Source organism: Kitasatospora sp. NPDC048239 (genome assembly GCF_043202015.1).
In the GTDB taxonomy this organism is placed as follows: domain Bacteria; phylum Actinomycetota; class Actinomycetes; order Streptomycetales; family Streptomycetaceae; genus Kitasatospora.
In genome coordinates, this window is sequence record NZ_JBICZP010000013.1 from 16157 (window position 1) to 38825 (window position 22669).

Sequence of the window (22669 nt, forward strand, 5' to 3'; positions counted from 1 at the left end):
GGCGGCTCAGTCCAGGTCGGTGGCGAGCAGCGAGGCGACCCAGGAGTCGTGGAACACGCCGCGCTGCTCGGCGTACGAGCGCAGGGTGCCCTCGAAGCGGTAGCCGACCCGGTCGGCCACCGCGCGCGAGCCGTCGTTGCCCACGTACGCCTGCCACTCCAGCCGGCGCAGGCCCAGCTCGGTGAGGCCGTAGCGGGCGACGGCACGGGCGGCCTCGACGGTGAAGCCGCGGCCGCGGTGCTCCTTGGCGGCCCACCAGCCGACCTCGCCGCTGCCCGTCCGGCCCGGGGTGAGGGTGATCGCCTGGGTGCCGACCAGGGCGCCGCTCCCGCGCTCCAGCACGCACCAGATCAGGGCCTCGCCGGTGCGCCAGCCATTGGCGGCGAGATCGTTGACGAAGTACTCCGCGTCCTCGAAGCGGTACGGGCTGGGGACGACCGTCCAGCGCTGGATCTCCTCGTCCTGGCAGGCCTCGAAGAGCGCCTCCAGGTCACAGGCCTGCGGCGGCCGCAGTATCAGGCGCTCGGTGGTGAGGACGACGGGGTCCACAGGGGTGTCGGCTTGCTCTGTCATGCGCGGATTATTCCGTACGGAGAGGAATCCGGGCATCCGATTAACCGCCCAACTGCCCGGGGCGGTGACCGCTTTGCCCTGGTAGACATCGCTATCGAGGCATGTGCTCGCAGGGGTGACACGGGAATAGCAGGCTGACGCACCTCCCGGGGGGTTGGAGTCCTCGCATACGATGGCCCGTGCGGTGGGGTGGACCCGCCGTGCAGTCGTCCAGTGCCAATACAGGCAAGGAGCCCGCTCAAGTGTCCGTCTTCGACAAGATCCTGCGCGCCGGCGAAGGCAAGATCCTTCGCAAGCTGCAGCGGATTGCTGCCCAGGTCAACTCCATCGAAGAGGACTTCGTCAACCTCACGGACGCCGAGCTGCGCGCGCTGACCGACGAGTACAAGCAGCGGCTCGCCGACGGCGAGTCCCTGGACGACATCCTCCCCGAGGCGTTCGCCACCGTCCGCGAGGCGGCCCGACGCGTGCTCGGCCAGCGCCACTACGACGTCCAGATCATGGGCGGCGCCGCGCTGCACCTCGGCTACGTCGCCGAGATGCGCACCGGTGAGGGCAAGACCCTCGTCGGCACGCTCCCGACGTACCTCAACGCGCTCACCGGCAAGGGCGTGCACCTGATCACCGTCAACGACTACCTCGCCGAGCGCGACTCGGAGTGGATGGGCCGGGTGCACCGCTTCCTGGGCCTCGAAGTCGGCGTGATCCTGGGCAACATGACGCCCGCCGAGCGCAAGCGCCAGTACGGGATGGACATCACGTACGGCACCAACAACGAGTTCGGCTTCGACTACCTGCGCGACAACATGGCCTGGTCGCAGGACGAACTGGTCCAGCGCGGCCACAACTTCGCGGTCGTCGACGAGGTCGACTCGATCCTCATCGACGAGGCCCGCACCCCGCTGATCATCTCCGGCCCGGCCGACCAGGCGACCAAGTGGTACGCCGACTTCGCCAAGCTGGTGCAGCGCCTCAAGATCGACCGCGACTACGAGGTCGACGAGAAGAAGCGCACCGTCGGCGTGCTGGAGGAGGGCGTCTCCCGGGTCGAGGACTACCTGGGCATCGACAACCTCTACGAGTCGGTGAACACCCCGCTGGTCGGCTTCCTGAACAACGCCATCAAGGCGAAGGAGCTGTACAAGGCGGACAAGGACTACGTCGTGATGAACGGCGAGGTCATGATCGTTGACGAGCACACCGGCCGCATCCTGGCCGGCCGCCGCTACAACGAGGGCATGCACCAGGCGATCGAGGCCAAGGAGGGGGTGGAGGTCCAGAACGAGAACCAGACCCTGGCCACCATCACCCTGCAGAACTTCTTCCGCCTGTACGACAAGCTGTCCGGCATGACCGGTACCGGTACGACCGAGGCCGCGGAGTTCCACCAGATCTACAAGCTCGGCGTGGTGCCGATCCCGACCAACAAGACGCCGCTGCGCATCGACCAGCCCGACCTGATCTACAAGTCGGAGCCGGCCAAGTTCGCGGCCGTGGTCGAGGACATCGCCGAGAAGCACGAGAAGGGCCAGCCGGTGCTGGTCGGCACCGTGTCGGTGGAGAAGTCCGAGTACCTGTCGCAGGAGCTGCGCAAGCGCGGCATTCCGCACGAGGTGCTGAACGCCAAGCACCACGAGCGCGAGGCGCAGATCGTCGCGCAGGCCGGTCGCAAGGGCGCCGTCACCGTCGCCACCAACATGGCCGGCCGTGGCACCGACATCATGCTCGGCGGCAACTCCGACCACCTCGCGGCGGCCGAGCTGGCGCAGCGCGGGCTCACCCCGACCGAGACGCCGGAGGAGTACGAGGCCGAGTTCCCGGCCGCGCTGGAGAAGGCCAAGAGCTCCGTCAAGGCCGAGCAGGACGAGGTCAAGGAGGTCGGCGGCCTCTACGTCCTCGGCACCGAGCGGCACGAGTCCCGCCGGATCGACAACCAGCTGCGCGGCCGCTCCGGCCGTCAGGGCGACCCGGGCGAGTCCCGCTTCTACCTGTCGCTGGGCGACGACCTGATGCGCCTGTTCAAGGCCGGCATGGTCGAGCGCGTGCTGTCGATGGCCAACGTGCCCGAGGACGTGCCGATCGAGTCCAAGATGGTCACCCGCGCCATCGCGTCGGCGCAGACCCAGGTCGAGCAGCAGAACTTCGAGATCCGCAAGAACGTCCTCAAGTACGACGAGGTGCTGAACCGCCAGCGCGAGGTCATCTACGGCGAGCGCCGCCGCGTCCTGGAGGGCGAGGACCTGCAGGAGCAGGTCGGCCACTTCATGGACGACACCGTCGAGGCGTACGTCAAGGCCGCCACCGGCGAGGGCTTCGAGGACGACTGGGACCTCGACAAGCTCTGGTCCGCGCTCAAGCAGCTCTACCCGATCACCCTGGAGCTGGAGCAGCTGGAGGAGGAGGCCGGCGGCACCGCCGGGCTGACCCCGGAGTTCCTCACCAAGGCCATCCAGGAGGACATCCAGGGGCAGTACGGCGCCCGTGAGGACCAGCTCGGCGCGGAGATCATGCGCGAGCTGGAGCGCCGGGTCGTCCTCTCGGTGCTGGACCGCCGCTGGCGCGAGCACCTCTACGAGATGGACTACCTCCAGGAGGGCATCGGCCTGCGCGCCATGGCGCAGCGCGACCCGCTGGTCGAGTACCAGCGCGAGGGCTTCGACATGTTCACCGCCATGATGGAGGGCATCAAGGAGGAGTCCGTCGGCTACCTGTTCAACCTGGAGGTCCAGGTCGAGCAGCAGGTCGAGGAGGTGCCGGTCGAGGACGCCGAGGTGCTGCTCGACAAGCTGGAGAAGGACGCCGCCCGCCCGGAGATCAAGGCCAAGGGCCTGGAGGCCCCCAAGCCGCAGCGCCTGCACTACACGGCCCCCTCGGACGAGGTCGGTGGCGGCGTCGTCGAGGGCGACTTCGAGGACCTCACCGCGGAGGACGAGGGCGACGGGCTGACCCGCGCCGAGCGCCGCAAGGCCGCCAAGTCGGCCAAGGGCCGCCGCCGCAAGGGCTGAGCACCCGGCCGCCGGTACACCAGGGCGCCGCTCCCGTACGGGGGTGGCGCCCTGCGGCGTTCCCGGGAGCGCCCGGGCGGGCGTCCGGGCGCTCACCGGGCCTCCACGGCGGTGCACTGCCACTGCCCGGCCGGTCCGCGCTGCTCCAGCCGGAAGGCCACCATGTGGTGCCGGCGGCCGAGGTCGACCCGGACGCACGCCTCGACCGCGTCGGGGGAGGGCGAGCGGTCGTGCACCGGGCCCAGCCGGGGCCGGTCGGCGGCCCCGCCGCGCCGCAGGGTGCCGCAGCGGACCAGCGCGGCGAGCTGGCCGTAGCCGTCCAGGGTGGTGTGGCGCATCAGCTGGCCGGACGGCCGGGCGCCGGTGAGCACCTCGACCAGCTGGTGCGCGAAGCGGGTGGTAAGACCGGTGCGCGCCTCCTGGCCGGACGCGGCGGCGCAGGCGGCGCGGGGGTGGCGCGGACCGCGGTCGGCCGGCGGGTGGTGCCCGGTGCGGGCGCTGCCCGCGACGGTACGGCCCGGGGCCCGGACGCGGTGCGGGTGGGGCTGCGGGTGGGGCTGGGCGCTCGGGCCGTGGACCATGGCGGATCTCCTCGACGGTGTGGCCGGGTGCGGTCGGGTCCTTGGTAGCGGTGGCTCGCGCGGGGCGGCAATCGGCTTTGCGGCCGGTTGGCGGGCGGCCCGCTGTTTCACCTATCCGGGTGAACCGCCCAGTACGGGGGCGGGTCGTCGGCCCGGCCGGAAGGGCGCCCGGTTGACGTCTGCGGGCGGGCCCCGGGGCCCGAAAGGGGACGGGCCGGTGCGTCGGTCCGGGTGGCGGCCGCCCGCGCGGCGTTGCGCCCGCCCCGGGTCGGCGCGCACGATCGGAGCCGGACCGGGGCCCCCGGGGAGAAGCACGCGCAGGCGCCGACAGCAGCGCCCGAGGACGACAGGCGGCCGGCGATGGCGACACAGGTTTCGACGGGTGAGGGCAGCGCGGCGCCGCCCGCCGCGGGCGCGCCCCGGCGCGGCCTGGTGCTGGGCGGCGGCGGCATGCTGGGCGCGGCCTGGACGGTCGGCGCGCTGTGCGCCGTCGAGGAGGCGGTCGGCTGGCAGCCGGGCAGCGCCGAGGTGGTCCTCGGGACGTCGGCGGGCGCGATCCTCGGCGCGATGCTGGCCGGCGGGGTGCGCGCCGAGCAGTTGCGCGACCACCAGCGCGGCCTGCCGATCACCGCCGGCCCGCTGGCCGGGGTGGAGTTCGACTACGACACGGCGGTCGGCGGCGCGCTGCCGCCGCGCCCGCGGGCCGGGATCGGCTCGCCGGGCCTGCTGCGGGACGCCGTCCGGCACCCGCGCGAGTACCCGCTGCTGACCATGGTGTCGGCGATGGCACCGCACGGCCGGGGCTCGCTCGCATCGGTCGGCGAGCTGGTCGGCGCGCTGTTCGACCCGGCCCCGCAGGCCGGCCCCTGGCAGGCCCTGCGGGTCGCGGCGGTGGACTACCGCAGCGGCCACCGGGTGGTCTTCGGGGATCCGGACACACCGCCCGCCGGGGTCGCCGAGGCGGTGATGGCCTCCTGTGCGATCCCCGGCTGGTTCGCGCCGGTGCGGGTGGACGGCTCCGCGTACGTGGACGGCGGCTGCTGGTCGGCCACCAACGCGGACCTGATGCTCGGGCGCGGCCTGGACGAGGTGTACGTCCTCGCCCCGATGGCGCTGCGGCTGCGGCCGCGCTCCCGGGCCGGGGCGCCCGAGCCGTCGGCGGGCCCCGGCCGCGGCACCCTCGCGGCGCTGCGCGAGTGGCGCGCCCGGGACCGCCCGCGCGGGGTGCTCGCCCAGCTGGTCAGCCGCTACCGCCGGGCGGTGACCAGGCAGCTGCTGCGCGAGGCCCGGCTGCTGCGGGACAGCGGGGTCCGGGTGCACCTGCTCGCGCCGACCCTGGAGGACCTGGCGGCGATGGGTCCGAACCTGATGGACCCGGCCCGCCGGGGCGCGGTACTGGAGAGCGCGCTGTGCACCAGCCGGGCCGCCCTGGAGGACGCCCGGCGGCCCGGGGCGGCGGCGGCCGGGCCGGGGTGAGCGGTGAGCAGGTGATCACGGGTGGCGTCCCGGCGCTTATTCTGGGGGCGCTGGAAGCCTGTGCCGCTGGACGAACCGGAGAGTGCCACCGATGCGCGTGTACGTGCCAACCACCCTGAACGGCCTGGCGGCGGCGCACCCGGGCGGTGCCCTGGAGCAGTCGGCGGCCTACGCCGTGACCCCCGCGCTGCGCGAGTGGTACGTCAGCGACGACCTGGAGGAGCTGGAGTACGCGGCGCTGAACCGGGCCGCCCAGTCCTCGCTGCGGCTGCTGGCCGCCGACCAGGACGCGCCGCGCCGCCGGGTCGTGGTGGCGCTGGACGTCGCCGACTCGGCCGTGCAGCCGTTCCCGGGCGACGAGTACCAGGACCAGGCCTCGCTCGGCCGGGTGGTGCTGGCCGGGCCGGTGCGGCTGGCGAAGGCGGCGGCGGTGCACGCCGACGTGGCCGACCAGGAGGTCGTCGAGGACGTCGCGGCGGCGGTGGCGGCCGTCGGGGCGGCGGACGCGGGCGACCAGGACGCCCAGTTCGCCGTGGACGGCGCCGAGGACCACGACCTGCTCTGGTTCGCGACCCAGGAGATCCCCGCCCTGCTGGCCTGAACCGGGCCCGGAGGGGCCTGCCGGGGCCTTCGGCGGCCATCCGGTGGGCCCGTGGCACAGGTCCTCGGCGGGCCCCTGGTGAGCCCCGTCCTACCGCCTTGTCGGTGGCCGGGGTTACCGTTCCCTGCGTGCGCACTCATATCGTCTGGGACTGGAACGGCACGCTCTTCCACGACATGGAGGCGGTGCTCGGAGCGAGCAACGCCGCGTTCGCGACCATCGGCGTAGCGCCGATGACCATGCAGGAGTACCGCGAGCAGTACGAGATCCCGATCCCCCGCTTCTACCAGCGGCTGCTCGGCCGGATGCCCTCCGAGGCCGAGTGGCTGCGGCTGGACGACGCGTTCCACGACCGGTACGTCGAGCTGAGCGTCGCCTGCGGGCTGACCGACGGCGCGGCGCAGCTGCTGAGCGGCTGGGGCCAGGCCGGGCACAGCCAGTCGCTGCTGTCGATGTACGAGCACGAGAAGCTGCTGCCGGTGGTCGAGGGGTTCGGCCTGACCTCGCACTTCCTGCGGGTGGACGGCCGCAGCGGGCCGTCCGGCGGCCAGAAGGCGGAGCACCTGAGCAGGCACCTGGCCGCCCTCGGGGAGCATGTGGACCCGGCCCGCACGGTGCTGATCGGCGACGCCGCGGACGACGCGCTGGCGGCGCTGGCCGCGGGTGCGCACGCGGTGCTGTACACCGGTGGCTCGCACACCCGGGAGAAGCTGGAGCCCGTCGGCGTCCCCGTGGTGGACAGCCTGGCGGAGGCGGTGGAGCTGGCCGGCCGGCTGGCCGACTGAGCGGAGGGGCCGCGCGGGCGTGGTGCGAACCACGTCCGGTGATGGCGTGTCAGAGCGCGTGAACCGGTCCGCCCTCGTCAGTCTGGATTGACACCAGCCAGTACGACGAGCGGGGAGCCGCCATGCCCATCGACGCAGTCACCCAGGTCCCGAACCCGGGCAACGAGCCGGTGCACGACTACGCACCGGGCAGCCCGGAGCGGGCCCGGCTGGTGCGGAGGCTGGACGAGCTGGCCGCCGAGCAGATCCCGCTGCCGATGACCATCGCCGGCGAGCAGCGGTTCGGCGGCGGCGAGCGGATCGACGTCGTCCAGCCGCACCACCACGCGGCCCGGCTCGGGGTGCTCGGCAACGCCACCCGGGAGGACGCCCGGCTCGCGGTGGACGCGGCGCTCGCCGCCGGGCGGGAGTGGCGCGCGCTCTCCTTCGACGACCGGGCGGCGGTCTTCCTGCGGGCCGCGGACCTGCTCGCCGGGCCCTGGCGGGAGACGCTCAACGCGGCCACCATGCTGGGCCAGTCGAAGACCGCGCAGCAGGCCGAGATCGACTCCGCCTGCGAGCTGATCGACTTCTGGCGGTGGAACGTGCACTTCGCCCGGCAGATCCTGGCCGAGCAGCCGGTCTCCTCGCCGGGGGTGTGGAACCGCACCGACCACCGCCCGCTGGAGGGCTTCGTCTACGCGGTCACCCCGTTCAACTTCACCGCCATCGCCGGCAACCTGCCGACCGCCCCCGCCCTGATGGGCAACACCGTGGTCTGGAAGCCCGCCCCGACCCAGACGCTGGCCGCGTACCACCTGATGCGGCTGCTGGAGGCCGCCGGGCTGCCGCCCGGGGTGATCAACATGGTGACCGGCGACGGGCTGCAGGTCTCCCCGGTCGCGCTCGCCGACCCGGCTCTCGCCGGTCTGCACTTCACCGGCTCCACCGCGACCTTCCAGTCGCTCTGGCAGAGCGTCGGCGCCGCCATCGGCACCTACCGGACGTACCCGCGGATCGTCGGCGAGACCGGCGGCAAGGACTTCCTGCTCGCCCACCGCTCGGCCGACCCGGAGATCCTGCGGACCGCGCTGATCCGGGGCGCCTTCGAGTACCAGGGGCAGAAGTGCTCGGCGCTCTCCCGCGCCTACCTGCCCCGCAGCCTCTGGCAGAAGATCAAGGACGACCTGCTGGCCGAGGTGGACGCGCTGGCCGTCGGCGACGTCACCGACCTGTCCAACTTCATGGGCGCGCTGATCGACCGGCGGGCCTTCGAGAAGAACCGCGACGCCATCGAGCGGGCCAAGGCCGACCCGACGGTGGAGCTGGCGGCCGGCGGCCAGTACGACGACGCGATCGGCTGGTTCGTCCGGCCGACCGTGCTGGTCTCCTCCGACCACCGCAACGAGATGTTCCGCACCGAGTACTTCGGGCCGATCCTCGCCGTGCACGTCTACGAGGACGGCCGCTGGGACGACGTGCTCGGCCGGGTGGACTCCGGCGCGCCGTACGGCCTGACCGGGGCGGTGATCGCCACGGACCGCTACGCCATCGCCCAGGCGGTGGAGGCGCTGCGCTTCACCGCGGGCAACTTCTACATCAACGACAAGCCGACCGGCGCGGTGGTCGGCCAGCAGCCCTTCGGCGGCGGCCGGGCCTCCGGGACCAACGACAAGGCGGGCGCCGCGCAGAACCTGCTGCGGTGGACCTCGGCCCGCTCGATCAAGGAGACCTTCGTGCCGCCGACCGGTCACACCTACCCCCACATGGGCTGAAGCACCAGGGGATTCGGCTGATGGCGCAAACGGCGAGGTGGATTGGACATCGTGTCCAGGACGGACGGATCTTCCTGCGGGTTTGCGCCTCCCTGTCCCCTGACACCTTCGATTGATCCCGTTAGGCTGGCTGGCGTCGTCGGGTGGCTCCGCAGGCCGAACGTCTCGTCCTACCCGCTGTAGAGGTGTTTCATGCGTGCCATGAAGGCCTTTCAGCCGGTCGGTCGGGAAGGATTGCGGTAGACCCGGCGGTGTACACCCACACACCACCGAGTCACGCAACGGCGCGCGACAGGAGCCAAGAAGTCATGCAGACCAAGCTGGACGCAGCCAAGGCCGAGCTGCTCAAGAAGGCAGCAGCAGCCGCTGAGAACAGCCAGGTGGGGGGAGCGGCGCCGGGGGAGGGTCTGAGCAACGGCGCTCTGACCGCGTACCTGCACCACTACTACCTCCACACCGCGCCCGAGGACCTGGTCGACCGCGACGCGGTCGACGTCTACGGCGCGGCCGCCTCCCACTACCGGCTCGGCCTCAAGCGCCCGCAGGGCACCGCCGAGGTCCGGGTGTACACCCCGTCGGTGGAGGAGAACGGCTGGTCCTGCGGCCACACCGTGGTCGAGGTCGTCACCGACGACATGCCGTTCCTGGTCGACTCGGTCACCAACGAGCTGTCCCGCCAGGACCGCGCGATCCACGTCGTGATCCACCCCCAGCTGGTCGTCCGCCGTGACATCACCGGCAAGCTGCTGGAGATCCTGGACATCGACGCCTGCGCCCGCAGCCAGGCGGCCGGTGCCGAGTGGCCCGCCGACGCCGTGGTCGAGTCGTGGATGCACGTCGAGATCGACCGCGAGACCGACCGCGAGGACCTCCGCTCGATCGAGGCCGACCTGCGCCGGGTCCTGGGCGACGTCCGCGAGGTCGTCGAGGACTGGTCGAAGATGCGCGACTCCGCCCTGCGCCTGGCCGACGAGCTCGCCGAGGAGCCCCCGGCCCACCTGCCCGAGCAGGAGGTCGGCGAGGCCTGGGAGCTGATGCGCTGGCTCGCCGACGACAAGTTCACCTTCCTCGGGTACCGCGAGTACGACCTGGTCGAGCACGAGGGCGAGGAGGTCCTGAGAGCGGTGGCCGGCACCGGCCTCGGCATCCTGCGCTCCGACCCGCTCAGCCACGACGACGACCACCACCCGGTCAGCGAGGCCTTCGGCCGGCTCTCCGCGCCGGTGCGCGCCAAGGCCCACGAGAAGAAGCTGCTCGTCCTCACCAAGGCCAACAGCCGCTCCACCGTGCACCGCCCGGCCTACCTCGACTACGTCGGCGTGAAGAAGTTCGACGCCAACGGCGAGGTGATCGGCGAGCGCCGCTTCCTCGGCCTGTTCTCCGCCGCCGCGTACACCGAGTCGGTCAGCCGCATCCCGGTGGTGCGCCGCAAGGTCCAGGACGTCATCGCCAGCTCCGGCTTCTCCACCGAGAGCCACGACGGCCGCGACCTGCTGCAGATCCTGGAGACCTTCCCCCGGGACGAGATCTTCCAGACCCCGGCCACCGAGCTGCTCCAGATCGCCACCAGCGTGCTCTACCTCCAGGAGCGCCGCCGACTGCGGCTGTTCCTGCGCCAGGACGAGTACGGGCGCTACTTCTCCGCGCTGGTCTACCTGCCGCGCGACCGCTACACCACCCGCATCCGGCTGCGCCTGATGGACATCCTGATGCAGGAGCTCAACGGCGCCTCCATCGACTACACGGTCTGGTCGACGGAGTCCGTCCTGACCCGACTGCACTTCGTCGTCCGGGTCACCCCCGGCAGCGAACTGCCGCACCTGACGGACGCCGAGATCGAGCGGATCGAGGGAAAGCTCGCCGAGGCCGCCCGGTTCTGGATGGACGGCTTCAACGACCAGCTGCACCTGGAGCTGGGCGAGGAGCGGGCCGCCGAGCTGTCCCGCAAGTACGGCAACGCCTTCCCCGACGGCTACCGCGCGGACTTCACCGCACGCACCGCCGTCGCCGATCTCAAGCAGATCGAGGCGCTGCACGGCGAGGGCGACTTCCGCCTGAACCTGTACCAGCCGGTCGGCGCGGGCGACGACGAGCGCCGCTTCAAGATCTACCGGGTCGGCGGCCCGATCTCGCTCACCGAGGTCCTGCCGGTCCTCCAGCGGCTGGGCGTCGAGGTGCTCGACGAGCACCCGTACGCGCTGACCCGCTCGGACCAGACCACCGCCTGGGTCTACGACTTCGGCCTGCGGCTGCGCGAGGCCGTCGAGCTGACCGACGAGGCGCGCGAGCGCTTCCAGGAGACCTTCGCCGCCACCTGGACCGGCAAGGCCGAGAACGACGGCTTCAACGAGCTGGTGCTGACCGCCGGGCTGACCTGGCGCCAGGCGATGATGCTGCGCTCGTACGCCAAGTACCTGCGCCAGGCGGGCTCCACGTTCTCCCAGGACTACATGGAGGACGCGCTCCGCAACAACACCCACACCACCCGCCTGCTGGTGAACCTCTTCGAGGCCCGGCTGAGCCCCAGCCACCAGCTGGGTGCCGCCGAGCTGACCGAGGGCATCGTCGAGGAGCTGTCCGGCGCGCTGGACGAGGTCGCCTCGCTGGACGAGGACCGTATCCTGCGCTCCTTCCTGCACCTCATCAAGGCCACCCTGCGGACGAACTTCTTCCAGCACGCGGTCGACGGCGAGTGGCACTCCTACGTGTCGATGAAGTTCGACCCGAAGGCCATCCCGGACCTGCCGGCCCCGCGCCCGGCGTTCGAGATCTGGGTGTACTCGCCGCAGGTCGAGGGCGTGCACCTGCGCTTCGGCAAGGTCGCCCGAGGCGGCCTGCGCTGGTCCGACCGCCGCGAGGACTTCCGGACCGAGATCCTCGGCCTGGTCAAGGCCCAGATGGTGAAGAACACCGTCATCGTCCCGGTCGGCGCCAAGGGCGGCTTCGTCGCCAAGCAGCTGCCGGACCCGTCGGTGGACCGGGACGCCTGGCTGGCCGAGGGCATCTCGTCCTACAAGACGTTCATCTCGGCGCTGCTGGACATCACCGACAACCTCAAGGGCGGCGAGGTCGTCCACCCCGCGGACGTGGTCCGCCACGACGAGGACGACACCTACCTGGTCGTCGCCGCAGACAAGGGCACCGCGACCTTCTCCGACATCGCCAACGGTGTCGCCGAGTCCTACGGCTTCTGGCTGGGCGACGCCTTCGCCTCCGGCGGCTCGGCCGGCTACGACCACAAGGGCATGGGCATCACCGCCCGCGGCGCCTGGGAGTCGGTCAAGCGCAACTTCCGCGAGCTGGGCCACGACACCCAGACCGAGGACTTCAGCGTCGTCGGCATCGGCGACATGTCCGGTGACGTCTTCGGCAACGGCATGCTGCTCAGCGAGCACATCCGCCTGGTCGCCGCCTTCGACCACCGGCACATCTTCCTCGACCCGAACCCGGACGCGGCCACCTCGTTCGCCGAGCGCCGCCGGCTGTTCGACGTGCCGCGCAGCTCCTGGGACGACTACGACAAGTCGCTGATCTCGGCGGGCGGCGGCGTCTTCCCGCGCAGCGCCAAGTCGATCCAGCTCAGCCCGCAGGTCCGGGCCGCGCTGGGCATCGAGGAGTCCCGGCTCACCCCGGCCGAGCTGATGAAGGCCATCCTGCAGGCGCCCGTCGACCTGTTCTGGAACGGCGGCATCGGCACCTACATCAAGGCCTCGACCGAGACCAACGCCGAGGTCGGCGACAAGGCCAACGACGCGATCCGCGTCAACGGCGAGCAGGTCCGCGCCCGGGTCGTCGGCGAGGGTGGCAACCTCGGCTGCACCCAGCTCGGCCGCATCGAGTACGCCGCCACCGGCGGTCCCGAGGGCACCGGCGGCTGGATCAACACCGACGCCATCGACAACTCGGCCGGTGTGGACACCTCGGACCACGAGGTCAACATCAAGATCCTGCTCAACCAGGTCGTCGCCGACGGCGACATGACGGTCAAGCAGCGCAACGCCCTGCTGGCCGAGATGACCGACGAGGTCGGCCACCTGGTGCTGCGCAACAACTACGCGCAGAACGTGGTGCTGGCCAACGCGGTCGCGCAGGCCGTCAGCATGGTCAACGTCCACTCCCGGATGATCAACCGCCTGGAGCGCGACGGCCGGCTCGACCGGGCGCTGGAGTTCCTGCCCACCGAGCGGCAGATCCGCGAGCGCCAGCAGAACGGGCGCGGCCTCTCGCAGCCCGAGCTGTCGGTGCTGCTGGCCTACACCAAGATCACCCTGGCCGACGAGCTGCTCGCCACCGAGCTGCCCGACGACCCGTTCTTCCGCACCGCGCTGCACGAGTACTTCCCGAGCGCGCTGCGGGCCCGGTTCGCCGAGGCGATCGACAACCACGCCCTGCGCCGCGAGATCATCACCACGCTGATCGTCAACGACACGATCAACCGCGGTGGCTGCACCTTCGCCTTCCGGCTGAAGGAGGAGACCGGCGCCACGTACGAGGAGATCGCCCGTACGCACACCGCCGCCCGGGCCGTCTTCGGCCTGGAGGACATCTGGACCGAGATCGCGGCCCTGGACAACCAGGTCTCGGCCCGGGCCCAGACCAAGATGCGGCTGCACTCGCGCCGGCTGGTCGAGCGCGCCACCCGGTGGATGCTCAACAACCGCCGCCAGCCGCTCGACATCGCCGCCACCATCGAGTTCTTCCACGACCGGGTCCACCAGGTCTGGGGCTCGCTGCCCAAGCCGCTGCGCGGCGAGGACCTGGCGTGGTTCGAGGCGGTCTACGGGGAGCTGGCCGAGGCCGGTGTCCCGGAGGCCCTGGCCACCCGGATCGCGGGTCTGTCCTCCACCTTCCCGACCCTGGACATCACCGAGGTCGCGGACCGGGGCGGCAAGGACGTCGCCGACGTCGCCGAGCTGTACTACGACCTCGCCGACCGGCTGCAGATCACCCACCTGCTCGACCGCATCATCGAGCTGCCCCGCACCGACCGCTGGTCCTCGATGGCCCGCGCGGCCATCCGCGAGGACCTCTTCGCGGCCCACGCGGCGCTGACCGCCGACATCCTGGTCTGCGGCCCCGAGGGGGCGACGCCCGAGGAGCGCTACACCGCCTGGGCCGAGCTCAACGCCACCCTGCTGAACCGGGCGAAGAGCACCCTCGACGACATAAGGGGTTCGGACAACTACGAGCTGTCCAGTCTCTCCGTCGCGATGCGCGTCATCCGCACCCTGCTCCGCACGGGTTCGATGCGCTGACACCAGGCTTGGCCGGTCGGCAACGGCGGGCTCGCGTCCTCGGACGCGGGCCCGCCGTTGCGCGTTCCGGGGCGGTTCGTCCGCGGGCCCCTCCCGGCAGGCCCCGGAGAACGCCTTATTCCGCAGCGTGATTGTGCGGTGACGCTATGCGGCGAGAGATGTGTGGCCTTCGTGTGAGGTGTGGGTTAACGCCGAGTCACAAACTCCGCCATTCCCGCCCAGAGTCATCGGCGGGTCGTGGAGTTTTGCCACAACTGCCCTGGTTGGCAACTGTTCTGACATGCCAAGAGTTGCAGTAGGCTGACTCCGCGATAGGCGTTGCCGCAGGTTCTCGTGCCGAGAGCTCCACCGACGTGATGGAACGACAGGTGTCTTTCGGAGAGGTTTGGGCCGCCAGTCCCGTTCGCGCAGGGCGGCCCGGATCTGTTCCTGACGCGATGCCACCTGAAGAGAGTTTCATGACGTCATTTGTGCAGGAACCCTTTTTCTGGGTCTTTATCGTGGTGATGCTCGCAGCCCTCGGAGCAGCCCTCCAAGCCCGTAGGACGAACCTCGCCCTGCGCCGGAGGAACGTTTCCCTGGAGGAGGCGGCCGCCTTGGCGCAGCGTCAGCGCGACGACCTCGGAGCGCTGAACGCACGGCTGCAGAGCCAGCACGCCGCCGTCCTGGCAGAGGTGCGCCGGGACGGGGAGGAGGACACCAAAGCGGTCCTCAAGGCGGCGATGCGAACGCTGCAGGGCCTGGCCGACGAGCAGCAGATCGTCATCGACAAGATCCAGCGGAAGTACGGCGACAGCCCGCAGATCCTGGCCGACCTGATGATGATCGACCACACGAACAGCCAGTTCGGCCGGCGCGCCCAGGGCATCGCGGTGCTCTGCGGCGGCTGGCTGGGCCGCCGGGAGAGCGTCGCCTCGGTCTACGACGTGGCGCGCAGCGCCCAGGGCCGGATCCGCCACTTCGACCGGGTCAGGATCCACTCCCGGGTCAGCGTCTCGCTCGCCAGCAAGGTCGTCGAGCCGGTCGCCGTCGTGCTGTCCGAGCTGCTGGCCAACGCCACCAACTACTCCGCGCCGGACACCCCGGTGGAGATCAGCGTCCAGGCCGTCCCCACCGGGGTCTGCCTGATCATCGACGACGCCGGTCTCGGCATGGGCCAGGAGGAGAAGGACCGCGCGGCCGCGCTCCTGAACCCGGGGGCGCCGATCAGCCTCACGAGTCTGGGCAACCCCCCCAAGTTCGGCTTCGCCGTCTCCGGCATGCTGGCCGCCCGCTACGGCTTCCGGGTCTCCGTCGACTCGGTCTCCCCGTACGGCGGTGTGCGGGCCGTGATCCTCCTGCCGACCGCGCTGCTCAGCAGCGAGGTCGCGCCCCCGGTGGCCGCCGAGCGCGGCGACTACCCGGTTGAGCCCGTGGAACAGCCCGTGCCGGTCCTGGCACAGGCACCCGGCCAGCGGCTCATGTCGCTGCCCGAGCCGGAGCCGGCCGTCCTGGCCCCGGTCCTGGCGCAAGCGGAGGCGGCGATGGAGATGGAGACGACCGCGGACGGCCGGCTGCCCAGGCGCCGCCGCCAGCGCACCGTCTCGGTAGTCCCGCACCCGCAGGGCACCGATCGCGTCGAGGAGCCGGTGCGGAGCACCGGCCAGAACACGGCGTCCCGTCTCGGCGCGTTCCAGCGCGGCACGCTGTCCGGGCGCAACACCATGACCACGGAAGGAACCGAGATCCAGTGAGCCCTGATCTGTCCTGGGTGCTCAACGACGTACTTCAGGTGCCGGGTGCCCGGCACGCCATCCTCGTCTCCTCCGACGGCCTGCTGCTCGAGCGGTCCAGCGAGATCGGCCGGGACGACGCGGAGACCAACGCCGCGGCGATGAGCTCGATGCAGTCGCTGAGCCGGGCGGTCGCCCCGTTCGTCGGCGGCGGAGCCGGGATGTGGCGCCAGACCCTCCTGGAGTACGACCACGGTTGGATCTTCCTGATCGCGGCCGGCAGCGGTGCCTACCTCGCGGCCTCCACCGCCCCCGACGTCGACATGGAGGCGATGTCCTTCCGGATGCAGCAGCAGGTGGGCGCACTCGGCCGGGCGATGACCGCGGCGCCGCGCCAGAGCACGTTCAGCGGCTCATGACGGCTTCCGGCGAGGAGCAGCGGGTGGCCGGCGGCTTCATCCGGTCCTATGTCATCACCGGTGGCCGTGAGTTACCGAGTGCGGACGACCTCTCCCTGATCACCCTGGTCACCACCGCTCCCGAGCAGGAACTCCCTGCCCTGTCGAGCCCGGAGACCCAGGCGATCTGGGAGCTGTGTTCCGGCGGCTACCTCTCGGTGGCCGAGGTCGCGGCCCGTCTGGAACTTCCGGTGGGGGTGGTGCGGCTGCTGCTGACGGACCTGATCCGCGAGGGACGGCTGCTGCGCCGGGCGTCCCCGCCGCCGGCCCAGGCCCCGGACCCGAGACTTCTAGAGAAGGTACTGCATGGACTTCAACGCCGGTTCGCCTGAGGACATCTATGTCCCGGGAGAGGTGACGACCGCTGTCAAGATCCTGGTCGTGGGGCACTTCGCGGTCGGCAAGACCACGCTGATCGGCGCCCTGTCGGAGATCGCCCCGCTGAGCACCGAGGAGGAGATGACGCAGGCCTCCATCCGCGTCGACGACCTCCGCGGGGTACCGGACAAGAAGACCACGACCGTCGCCCTGGACTTCGGCCGGCTGACCCTCGGCGACGACCTGGTGCTGTACCTCTTCGGCACACCCGGCCAGCAGCGGTTCATGCAGCTCTGGGAGGACATGGCGCGGGGGGCGCTGGGCGCGCTGCTGCTGGCCGACCCGACCCGCCTCTCGGACACCTTCCCCGTCATCGACCTGATCGAGCAGTACGGCCTGGAGTACGCCGTGGCGGTCAACAGCTTCGACCGGCAGAGCGACTACACCGAGGACGAGCTGCGCGAGGCGCTCGACCTGCTGCCGCACACGCCGGTGGTGTTCTGCGACGCCCGGGACCAGCGGTCGTCCGCCGACGCCCTGCTGACCCTCGTCCGGCACCTGCTCGCCCGCGCCTCCTGACCTCCCCCTTCCCGTCACGCCTCCCGGGGCCGCACCCGCCCGGGGCCACTTCCAAGGAACGACCCATGGAATCTCCGCAGCGACCTGCCCTGCAGTCGCCTCCTCCGGGCTGCCCGATGCACGTGGGGAGCACGCCGCTCTACGGGGAGGCGTTCTCGTCCGACCCCGGCGCGGTCTACGACAAGCTGCGCGCCCACGGTCCGGCCGCGCCGGTGGAGTTGTCCCCGGGCGTGGAGGCCACCCTGGTCACCTCGCACGAGGCGGCCCTGCGGGTGCTGCAGAACCCGGGGCTGTTCGCCCGGGACTCCCGGCGCTGGGCGGCGCTGAACGAGGGGCGGGTGCCGTTGGACAGCCCGGTCCTGCCGATGATGTTCTACCGGCCCAACTGCCTCTTCACGGACGGCGCCGAGCACCTGAGGCTGCGCAAGGCCGTGACCGAGAGCCTGGACCGGCTCAACGACAACCGGCTCAACCGGCATGTCGAGCGGATCGCCGGCTACCTGATCGACCAGTTCAGCGCGCTGGGCCGGGCCGACCTGCTCAACGACTACGCCAAGCTGCTGCCGCTGCTGCTGTTCAACCAGCTCTTCGGCTGCCCGGCGGACATCGGCGACCGGCTGACCCGCAGCATGTCCGCGCTCTTCGACGGCCTCGACGTGATGCAGGCCAACGAGGACCTGACCTCCTGCCTGATGGACCTGGTCGCGCTGAAGCGCCGCCAGCCGGGCGACGACATCACCTCGTGGCTCATCCAGCACCCGGCCGGCCTGCGGGACGAGGAGCTCAAGGACCAGCTGGTCATGCTGATGGGCGCCGGCGTCGAGCCCGAGCGCAACCTGATAGGCAACGCGCTGCTCCTGCTGCTCTCCCGGGAGGGTGCGGACGGCGGCGCCCTGCGGATCGAGGACGCCCTCGACGACGTGCTGTGGAACAACCCGCCGATCGCCAACTACGCGACGCACTTCCCGATGCAGGACGTCGAGGTGGGCGGGGTCCCGATGGACGCCGGCAGCCCGGTGCTGATCAGCTTCGCGGCCGCCAACAGCGACCCCGTGCTGACGGACGCCCGACTGACCCTCAGCAAGGGCGCCCATCTGGCCTGGGGCGCCGGCCCGCACGCCTGCCCGGCCAAGTCCCCGGCCCAGCTGATCGCGCTGAGCGCGATCGAGTGCCTGCTCAACGCGCTCCCGGACGTCACGCTCGCGGCGCCCGCGGAGAGCCTGGAGTGGCGGCCGGGCCCGTTCCAGCGCGGACTGGTCTCGCTGCCGGTGCGGTTCAGCCCGACGGCGGCCCGTACCTCGGCGCCGGCCGCCGGCGCCGGACCGGTCGGACCCACCGGGCCCGCCGCCTGGCCGCCCGCGGCCTCCGAGACGCCGCACCAGCAGGCCGCCGCACCCGCCGCGGGCCGGGCCCCGGGCAAGCAGAAGGGGTGGTGGAGCTCCTTCCTGGACGTGTTCCGGCTCTGACCGGCGGCTTGTCACACTCCGGTCAACATCCGTGCGATGAACGGAGTGCGACAGCCGTGTGGCACGTGACGGGGGCAACACAAATTGACGCTTGAGCGCGCTGCTGCGGGGTAGGTCGCCGCAGTACGGCCCGCCCGCGCGCAAGGAGCCCCGTGTGACCGCCATGCTGGAAGCCCGCCCCGGGAACCCGGAGTCCCGGGCCGGAACCGTCGACCGCCGCGCCGCGGTGCCACTTCTGCGGCGCCTGCGGTCGGCGGAGGGCCTGGCCGACCCGGCCCCGGTCTACGACGAGCTCCGGGCGATGGGCGATCTCGTCCCGGCGCCCTGGGGCGGGTACCTGGTCACCGGTTTCGAGGCGTGCAACCAGGTCCTGCGCGGCAGGACCTGGCTCGTCCCCGACTTCGCCTGGCAGGAGCGGCAGACCGAGACGGAGCGCTGGCACGCCGTCGCCACCCAGGAGATGAGCCGGACCCTCTCCCGGCTCAACGCCCCCGAGCACACCCGGCAGCGGCACAGCCTGGGGAACCTCTTCGACCGGAACACCCTCCTGGACCTGGCGCCGCGGATCGAGGCCGACGTCGCAGGCCTGCTCGACCGGCTGGCCGAGCGAATACGCGCGGACGGCGAGGCGGACCTGGCCGCCGTGGTCAGCGAACGCCTGCCGATCAACACCGTCGGGCGCTGGCTGGACATCCCGCCGGAGGACTACGCGCACATCCTGGAGATGACCCACAACCAGGTGCACGCCCAGGAACTCCTCCCGACCAAGAAGGAGTTGGCGGTCTCCGAGGCGGCGACCGCCGACCTGCGCCGGTACTTCACCGACCTCGTCCGAGAGCGCCGAGCGAACCCGGGCGAGGACGTGATCTCCGGCTGGATCCGCACCTGGGACGCGCTGGAGTCCGACCCGGCGGCCACCGACCGGGTCGTCTACCAGCTCACCATGTTCGTCACCATCGCCTCCCTGGAGACCACGGCGACCCTGCTCTCCTCGCTCATCTGGTCACTGCTCCGGTCGCCCGGCGCCTGGGAGTGGCTGCGGGCCCGGCCGGAGCACATCGACGACGCGATCGAGGAGGCGCTGCGCCACGACCCGCCGATCCGCCTGAACAGCCGCGTCGCGGGGGAGGACACCGTGCTCTCCGGGGTGCTCGTCCCCAAGGACACCATGGTCCACGTGATGTACGGCGCGGCCAACCACGATCCGCGCCGCAACCCGGACCCGCACACCTTCGACATCCTCCGAAGAGGGACCCACCTCGCGTTCGGCGGGGGCGCCCACTACTGCCTCGGTGCGGGCCTGGCCCGGCTGGAGGCGCGCATCCTGATGGGGCAGCTGCTGCGGCGCTTCCCGACCCTGCGGGCGGCGGGCGCGCCCGAGTACGCACCCCGGATGGTCTTCCACCGGGTGACGTCCCTGAGAGTTGCGGCATGAACGTCACTCCTCTCGCGCCGCAGTACCCCAAATACACCAAGCACCCCTCGTACCTCCCGTGCGCCCCGGCCGGCCCCGTCCAGGCCGCCGCTCCGCGCACGGTCCGCTTCGAGCGTCAGGGCCCGGTGCTGTACGTCCAGTTGGACAGCCCCGGCACGGGCAACGCCGTCACCACGGCCATGCTGGACGAACTGCTCGCCGTGATCGCCGAGCCGGATCCGGGCATACGCGTGATCGTGCTCTCCGCCGCCGGCCCGGACTTCTGCCTCGGCGGCGACCGCGAGGAGTTCGCCGCCGCGCTCGGCGAGGACCCCACCGGAGGCGGCATCCGGGGCTACGGCAACAAGGCCCGCCGGGTCTGCGAGGCCCTGACCGACAGCCCCGCGGTGACGATCGCGCGGGTCCAGGGCCGGGCGACCGGGGCCGGCTTCGCCCTGGCCCTCGCCTGCGACCTGCGGGTCGGCGGGGAGAGCGCCGTCTTCCGGCTGCCCGAACTCGCCCTCGGCCTGCCCGTCGCCTTCGGCGGCCTGCTGCCCCGGCTGCTCAACGAGGTCGGGGCGGCCCGGGTCCGGGAGATCATCCTGACCGGCCGGCCGGTCGGCGCCGTGGAGGCGGCGGGCCTCTCCATCCTGCAGCGCGTCGTCGCCGAGCAGGACCTGGACGCGGCGGTGGAGGAGTGGGCCAGGCCCATCACCCGCCGCTCGGAGGCCGCCCTGCGGGTCACCAAGACCCTGCTCTCCTCCCACGCGGCGGCGACCAGGCTGGCCGAGGCCTCGGCCCTCGACGGCGAGTTGATGGCCTCCGTCCTCGCCGCCGCCCAGTACTCCCGTGCCGCATTCCAGCCCCCGGCCTCCTGAGCAGGGGCGGCGCCGACCGGCCGGCGGGCCCGCGTTCCCGGACGCGGGCCCGCCGTGTTGTGCCGTCCGCGGGAACCCGGTGGGCCGGTGCGGACAGGTGGGGGTGTGGAACTGTCACAGCGGGGCCGGTTGAGGAGTGGGGACCAGTGGGCGTTCGGGGAGCTGTTCGACGAAGCTGCGGGTGACCTGTACCGGTACGCGGTGCGGGTGTCGGGGGACTGGTCGGTGGCCGAGGACATCGTCCAGCTGACCTTCCTGGAGGCCTGGCGACTACGCGGCAAGCTCCGGGAGGAGGACGAGGGGCCGGTGCGGCCCTGGCTGTTCGGGATCGCCGCCAACGTGCTGCGCAACACCGCCCGGGCGGCCCGGCGCCACCGGGCGGCGATGGCCCGGATGCCCGAGCGCGACGTGGTGCCGGACTTCGCCGACGAACTGGTCGGCAGGCTCGACGACAGCGCGCAGCTCGCGGCGGCCCGGCGGGCCCTGGGCCGGCTGCGCAAGGCGGACCGGGACGTGTTCGGCCTCTGCGTCTGGGCGGGGCTGGACTACGCGAGCGCGGCCGAGGCCCTGGGAGTGCCGATCGGCACGGTGCGCTCCCGGCTGTCGCGCGCCCGCACCAAGCTGCGCGCGCTGGCCGAGGAAGAACTCGCCCAGGGGCGGGAACCGCGCTCGGAGAGCGGACAGGTACGGGTTGGCCGCACCGGTGCGGCCCGGTCGACACGGGAGACGAACCGATGAACGAGTACGAGGGTGCCGAGCTGGCCCGGCTGCTGCCGCCGCCGGCGAAGCCGGAGCTCTCCTCCGACCGCCACCGGCTGTTGAGGGGACATCTGATGAGCGAGATCCAGAACCAGAAGGCTCAGGGGCGCAAGCCCGCCGGGGCCCGCCGCGGCCGACTCGGGTGGGTGGCGGTTCCCGCCCTCGCCGGCGGTCTGGCGCTGGCCGTGGTGCTGAGCGGCGGGAGCGGCGAGGTCCGCCCGGCGCAGCAGCAGGCGCAGCAGCAGGGCCAGCAGCAGGGCCAGGGCGGGGCCGCCCTGAACGCCGCCCCGGTGGCGGCCGTCCAGCTGCTCACCCAGGTGGCGGACACTGCCGCCGGCAAGGCCGACCCGAAGCCCGGCAAGCAGCAGTACGTCTACGTCGACAGCCTGGTGGCCTTCAGCAGCACCAACCTGGCCACCGGCGAGACGGGCGTCGACAAGCCGCACCGCCGGCAGACCTGGTTCTCGGTGGACGGCAGCCAGTGGGGCGTGCTCAAGGAGGAGGGGCGCCCTGCCGAGCCGGCGCCGCGCAAGGAGGGTGACAAGCGCCCGGCGCCGCGGACCGACGGCGGCGAGTGGATCAACCCGACCACCGTGCAGAGCCTGCACTCGCCGACCTACCAGTACCTGGCCGCGCTGCCGACCGACCCGGACGTGCTGCTGAAGAAGATCTACGAGGAGACCAAGGGCCAGGGCAGGACCCCGGACCAGGAGGCCTTCGCGACCATCGGCGACCTGCTGCGCGAGCAGCTGGCGCCGCCGGCGGTCGGCAGCGCGCTCTACCGGGCGGCCGCCAAGATCCCCGGGGTCACCGTGGTCGACGACTCGGTGGACGCCTCCGGCCGCCACGGTGTGGCGGTGGCGCACGTGGACGGCACCACCCGCACCGAGTGGATCTTCGACCCGGCGAGCCACGAGTTCCTCGGCGAGCGCCTGGTCGTGGTCGGCGAGGGCAACGAGCTGGGCAAGCCCGGCGCGGTGATCGGTCACTCGGCGGTGCTCGGCCGCACGGTCGTGGACCAGGCCGGTGCCGAGACGAAGCAGCAGAACGCCTGA

17 protein-coding genes are annotated in these 22669 nt (G+C 71.9%); 15 read left to right on the top strand and 2 right to left on the bottom strand.

Annotation, left to right across the window (positions count from 1 at the left end; translation table 11 throughout):
* Positions 1-6: 6 nt before the first annotated feature.
* Positions 7-573, bottom strand: coding sequence for a GNAT family N-acetyltransferase (locus tag ACGFZP_RS28870; RefSeq protein ID WP_392938730.1), 567 nt, complete (start codon positions 571-573; stop codon positions 7-9).
* 242 nt (positions 574-815) lie between these two features.
* Between ACGFZP_RS28870 and secA the strand changes: the two genes are divergently transcribed.
* Positions 816-3578, top strand: a complete 2763-nt coding sequence (secA, locus tag ACGFZP_RS28875; RefSeq protein ID WP_392938732.1) for a preprotein translocase subunit SecA — start codon at positions 816-818, stop codon at positions 3576-3578.
* Positions 3579-3670: 92 nt separating this feature from the next.
* Here the strand turns inward: secA and ACGFZP_RS28880 are convergent, their stop codons facing one another.
* The gene (locus ACGFZP_RS28880) at positions 3671-4159 is read right to left on the bottom strand and encodes an Rv3235 family protein (RefSeq protein ID WP_392938733.1); all 489 of its coding nucleotides are present in this window, start codon (positions 4157-4159) and stop codon (positions 3671-3673) included.
* Positions 4160-4519: 360 nt separating this feature from the next.
* Between ACGFZP_RS28880 and ACGFZP_RS28885 the strand changes: the two genes are divergently transcribed.
* The 14 genes from ACGFZP_RS28885 to ACGFZP_RS28950 all read left to right on the top strand — a co-directional run bounded on the left by ACGFZP_RS28885 (position 4520) and on the right by ACGFZP_RS28950 (position 22669).
* Positions 4520-5635 (top strand): patatin-like phospholipase family protein, encoded by a 1116-nt coding sequence (locus tag ACGFZP_RS28885; protein WP_392938735.1) that lies wholly within the window; start codon positions 4520-4522, stop codon positions 5633-5635.
* Between the two features lie 91 nt (positions 5636-5726).
* A complete protein-coding gene (locus tag ACGFZP_RS28890) occupies positions 5727-6236 on the top strand; it encodes a DUF6912 family protein (RefSeq protein ID WP_392938737.1) in 510 nt (169 codons plus the stop codon).
* Positions 6237-6364: 128 nt separating this feature from the next.
* A complete protein-coding gene (locus tag ACGFZP_RS28895) occupies positions 6365-7021 on the top strand; it encodes an HAD family hydrolase (RefSeq protein WP_392938739.1) in 657 nt (218 codons plus the stop codon).
* Positions 7022-7149: 128 nt separating this feature from the next.
* Positions 7150-8775: an L-glutamate gamma-semialdehyde dehydrogenase gene (pruA, locus tag ACGFZP_RS28900; RefSeq protein ID WP_392939010.1), complete on the top strand. Its 1626-nt coding sequence runs from the start codon at positions 7150-7152 to the stop codon at positions 8773-8775.
* Between the two features lie 308 nt (positions 8776-9083).
* The gene (locus ACGFZP_RS28905; protein WP_392938741.1) at positions 9084-14030 is read left to right on the top strand and encodes an NAD-glutamate dehydrogenase; all 4947 of its coding nucleotides are present in this window, start codon (positions 9084-9086) and stop codon (positions 14028-14030) included.
* Positions 14031-14488: 458 nt separating this feature from the next.
* Positions 14489-15763: an ATP-binding protein gene (locus tag ACGFZP_RS28910; RefSeq protein ID WP_392938742.1), complete on the top strand. Its 1275-nt coding sequence runs from the start codon at positions 14489-14491 to the stop codon at positions 15761-15763.
* On the top strand, positions 15760-16161 hold the full coding sequence (locus ACGFZP_RS28915; RefSeq protein ID WP_392938743.1) for a roadblock/LC7 domain-containing protein: 402 nt from the start codon (positions 15760-15762) through the stop codon (positions 16159-16161). Before ACGFZP_RS28910 ends, ACGFZP_RS28915 begins: the two co-directional genes overlap by 4 nt.
* Positions 16158-16532, top strand: a complete 375-nt coding sequence (locus ACGFZP_RS28920; RefSeq protein ID WP_392938744.1) for a DUF742 domain-containing protein — start codon at positions 16158-16160, stop codon at positions 16530-16532. Before ACGFZP_RS28915 ends, ACGFZP_RS28920 begins: the two co-directional genes overlap by 4 nt.
* A complete protein-coding gene (locus ACGFZP_RS28925; RefSeq protein ID WP_392938745.1) occupies positions 16507-17097 on the top strand; it encodes an ATP/GTP-binding protein in 591 nt (196 codons plus the stop codon). Before ACGFZP_RS28920 ends, ACGFZP_RS28925 begins: the two co-directional genes overlap by 26 nt.
* Positions 17098-17162: 65 nt before the next feature.
* Positions 17163-18563 carry a cytochrome P450 gene (locus ACGFZP_RS28930; protein WP_392938747.1) on the top strand — a complete coding sequence of 467 codons (1401 nt, stop codon included), beginning with the start codon at positions 17163-17165 and terminating at the stop codon, positions 18561-18563.
* Positions 18564-18726: 163 nt separating this feature from the next.
* A complete protein-coding gene (locus ACGFZP_RS28935; protein WP_392939011.1) occupies positions 18727-19998 on the top strand; it encodes a cytochrome P450 in 1272 nt (423 codons plus the stop codon).
* Positions 19995-20855, top strand: a complete 861-nt coding sequence (locus ACGFZP_RS28940) for an enoyl-CoA hydratase/isomerase family protein (protein ID WP_392938749.1) — start codon at positions 19995-19997, stop codon at positions 20853-20855. The genes ACGFZP_RS28935 and ACGFZP_RS28940 overlap by 4 nt, the downstream gene beginning before the upstream one ends.
* 105 nt (positions 20856-20960) lie before the next feature.
* Positions 20961-21593 carry an RNA polymerase sigma factor gene (locus ACGFZP_RS28945; RefSeq protein WP_392938751.1) on the top strand — a complete coding sequence of 211 codons (633 nt, stop codon included), beginning with the start codon at positions 20961-20963 and terminating at the stop codon, positions 21591-21593.
* Positions 21590-22669, top strand: a complete 1080-nt coding sequence (locus tag ACGFZP_RS28950; protein ID WP_392938752.1) for a CU044_5270 family protein — start codon at positions 21590-21592, stop codon at positions 22667-22669. The genes ACGFZP_RS28945 and ACGFZP_RS28950 overlap by 4 nt, the downstream gene beginning before the upstream one ends.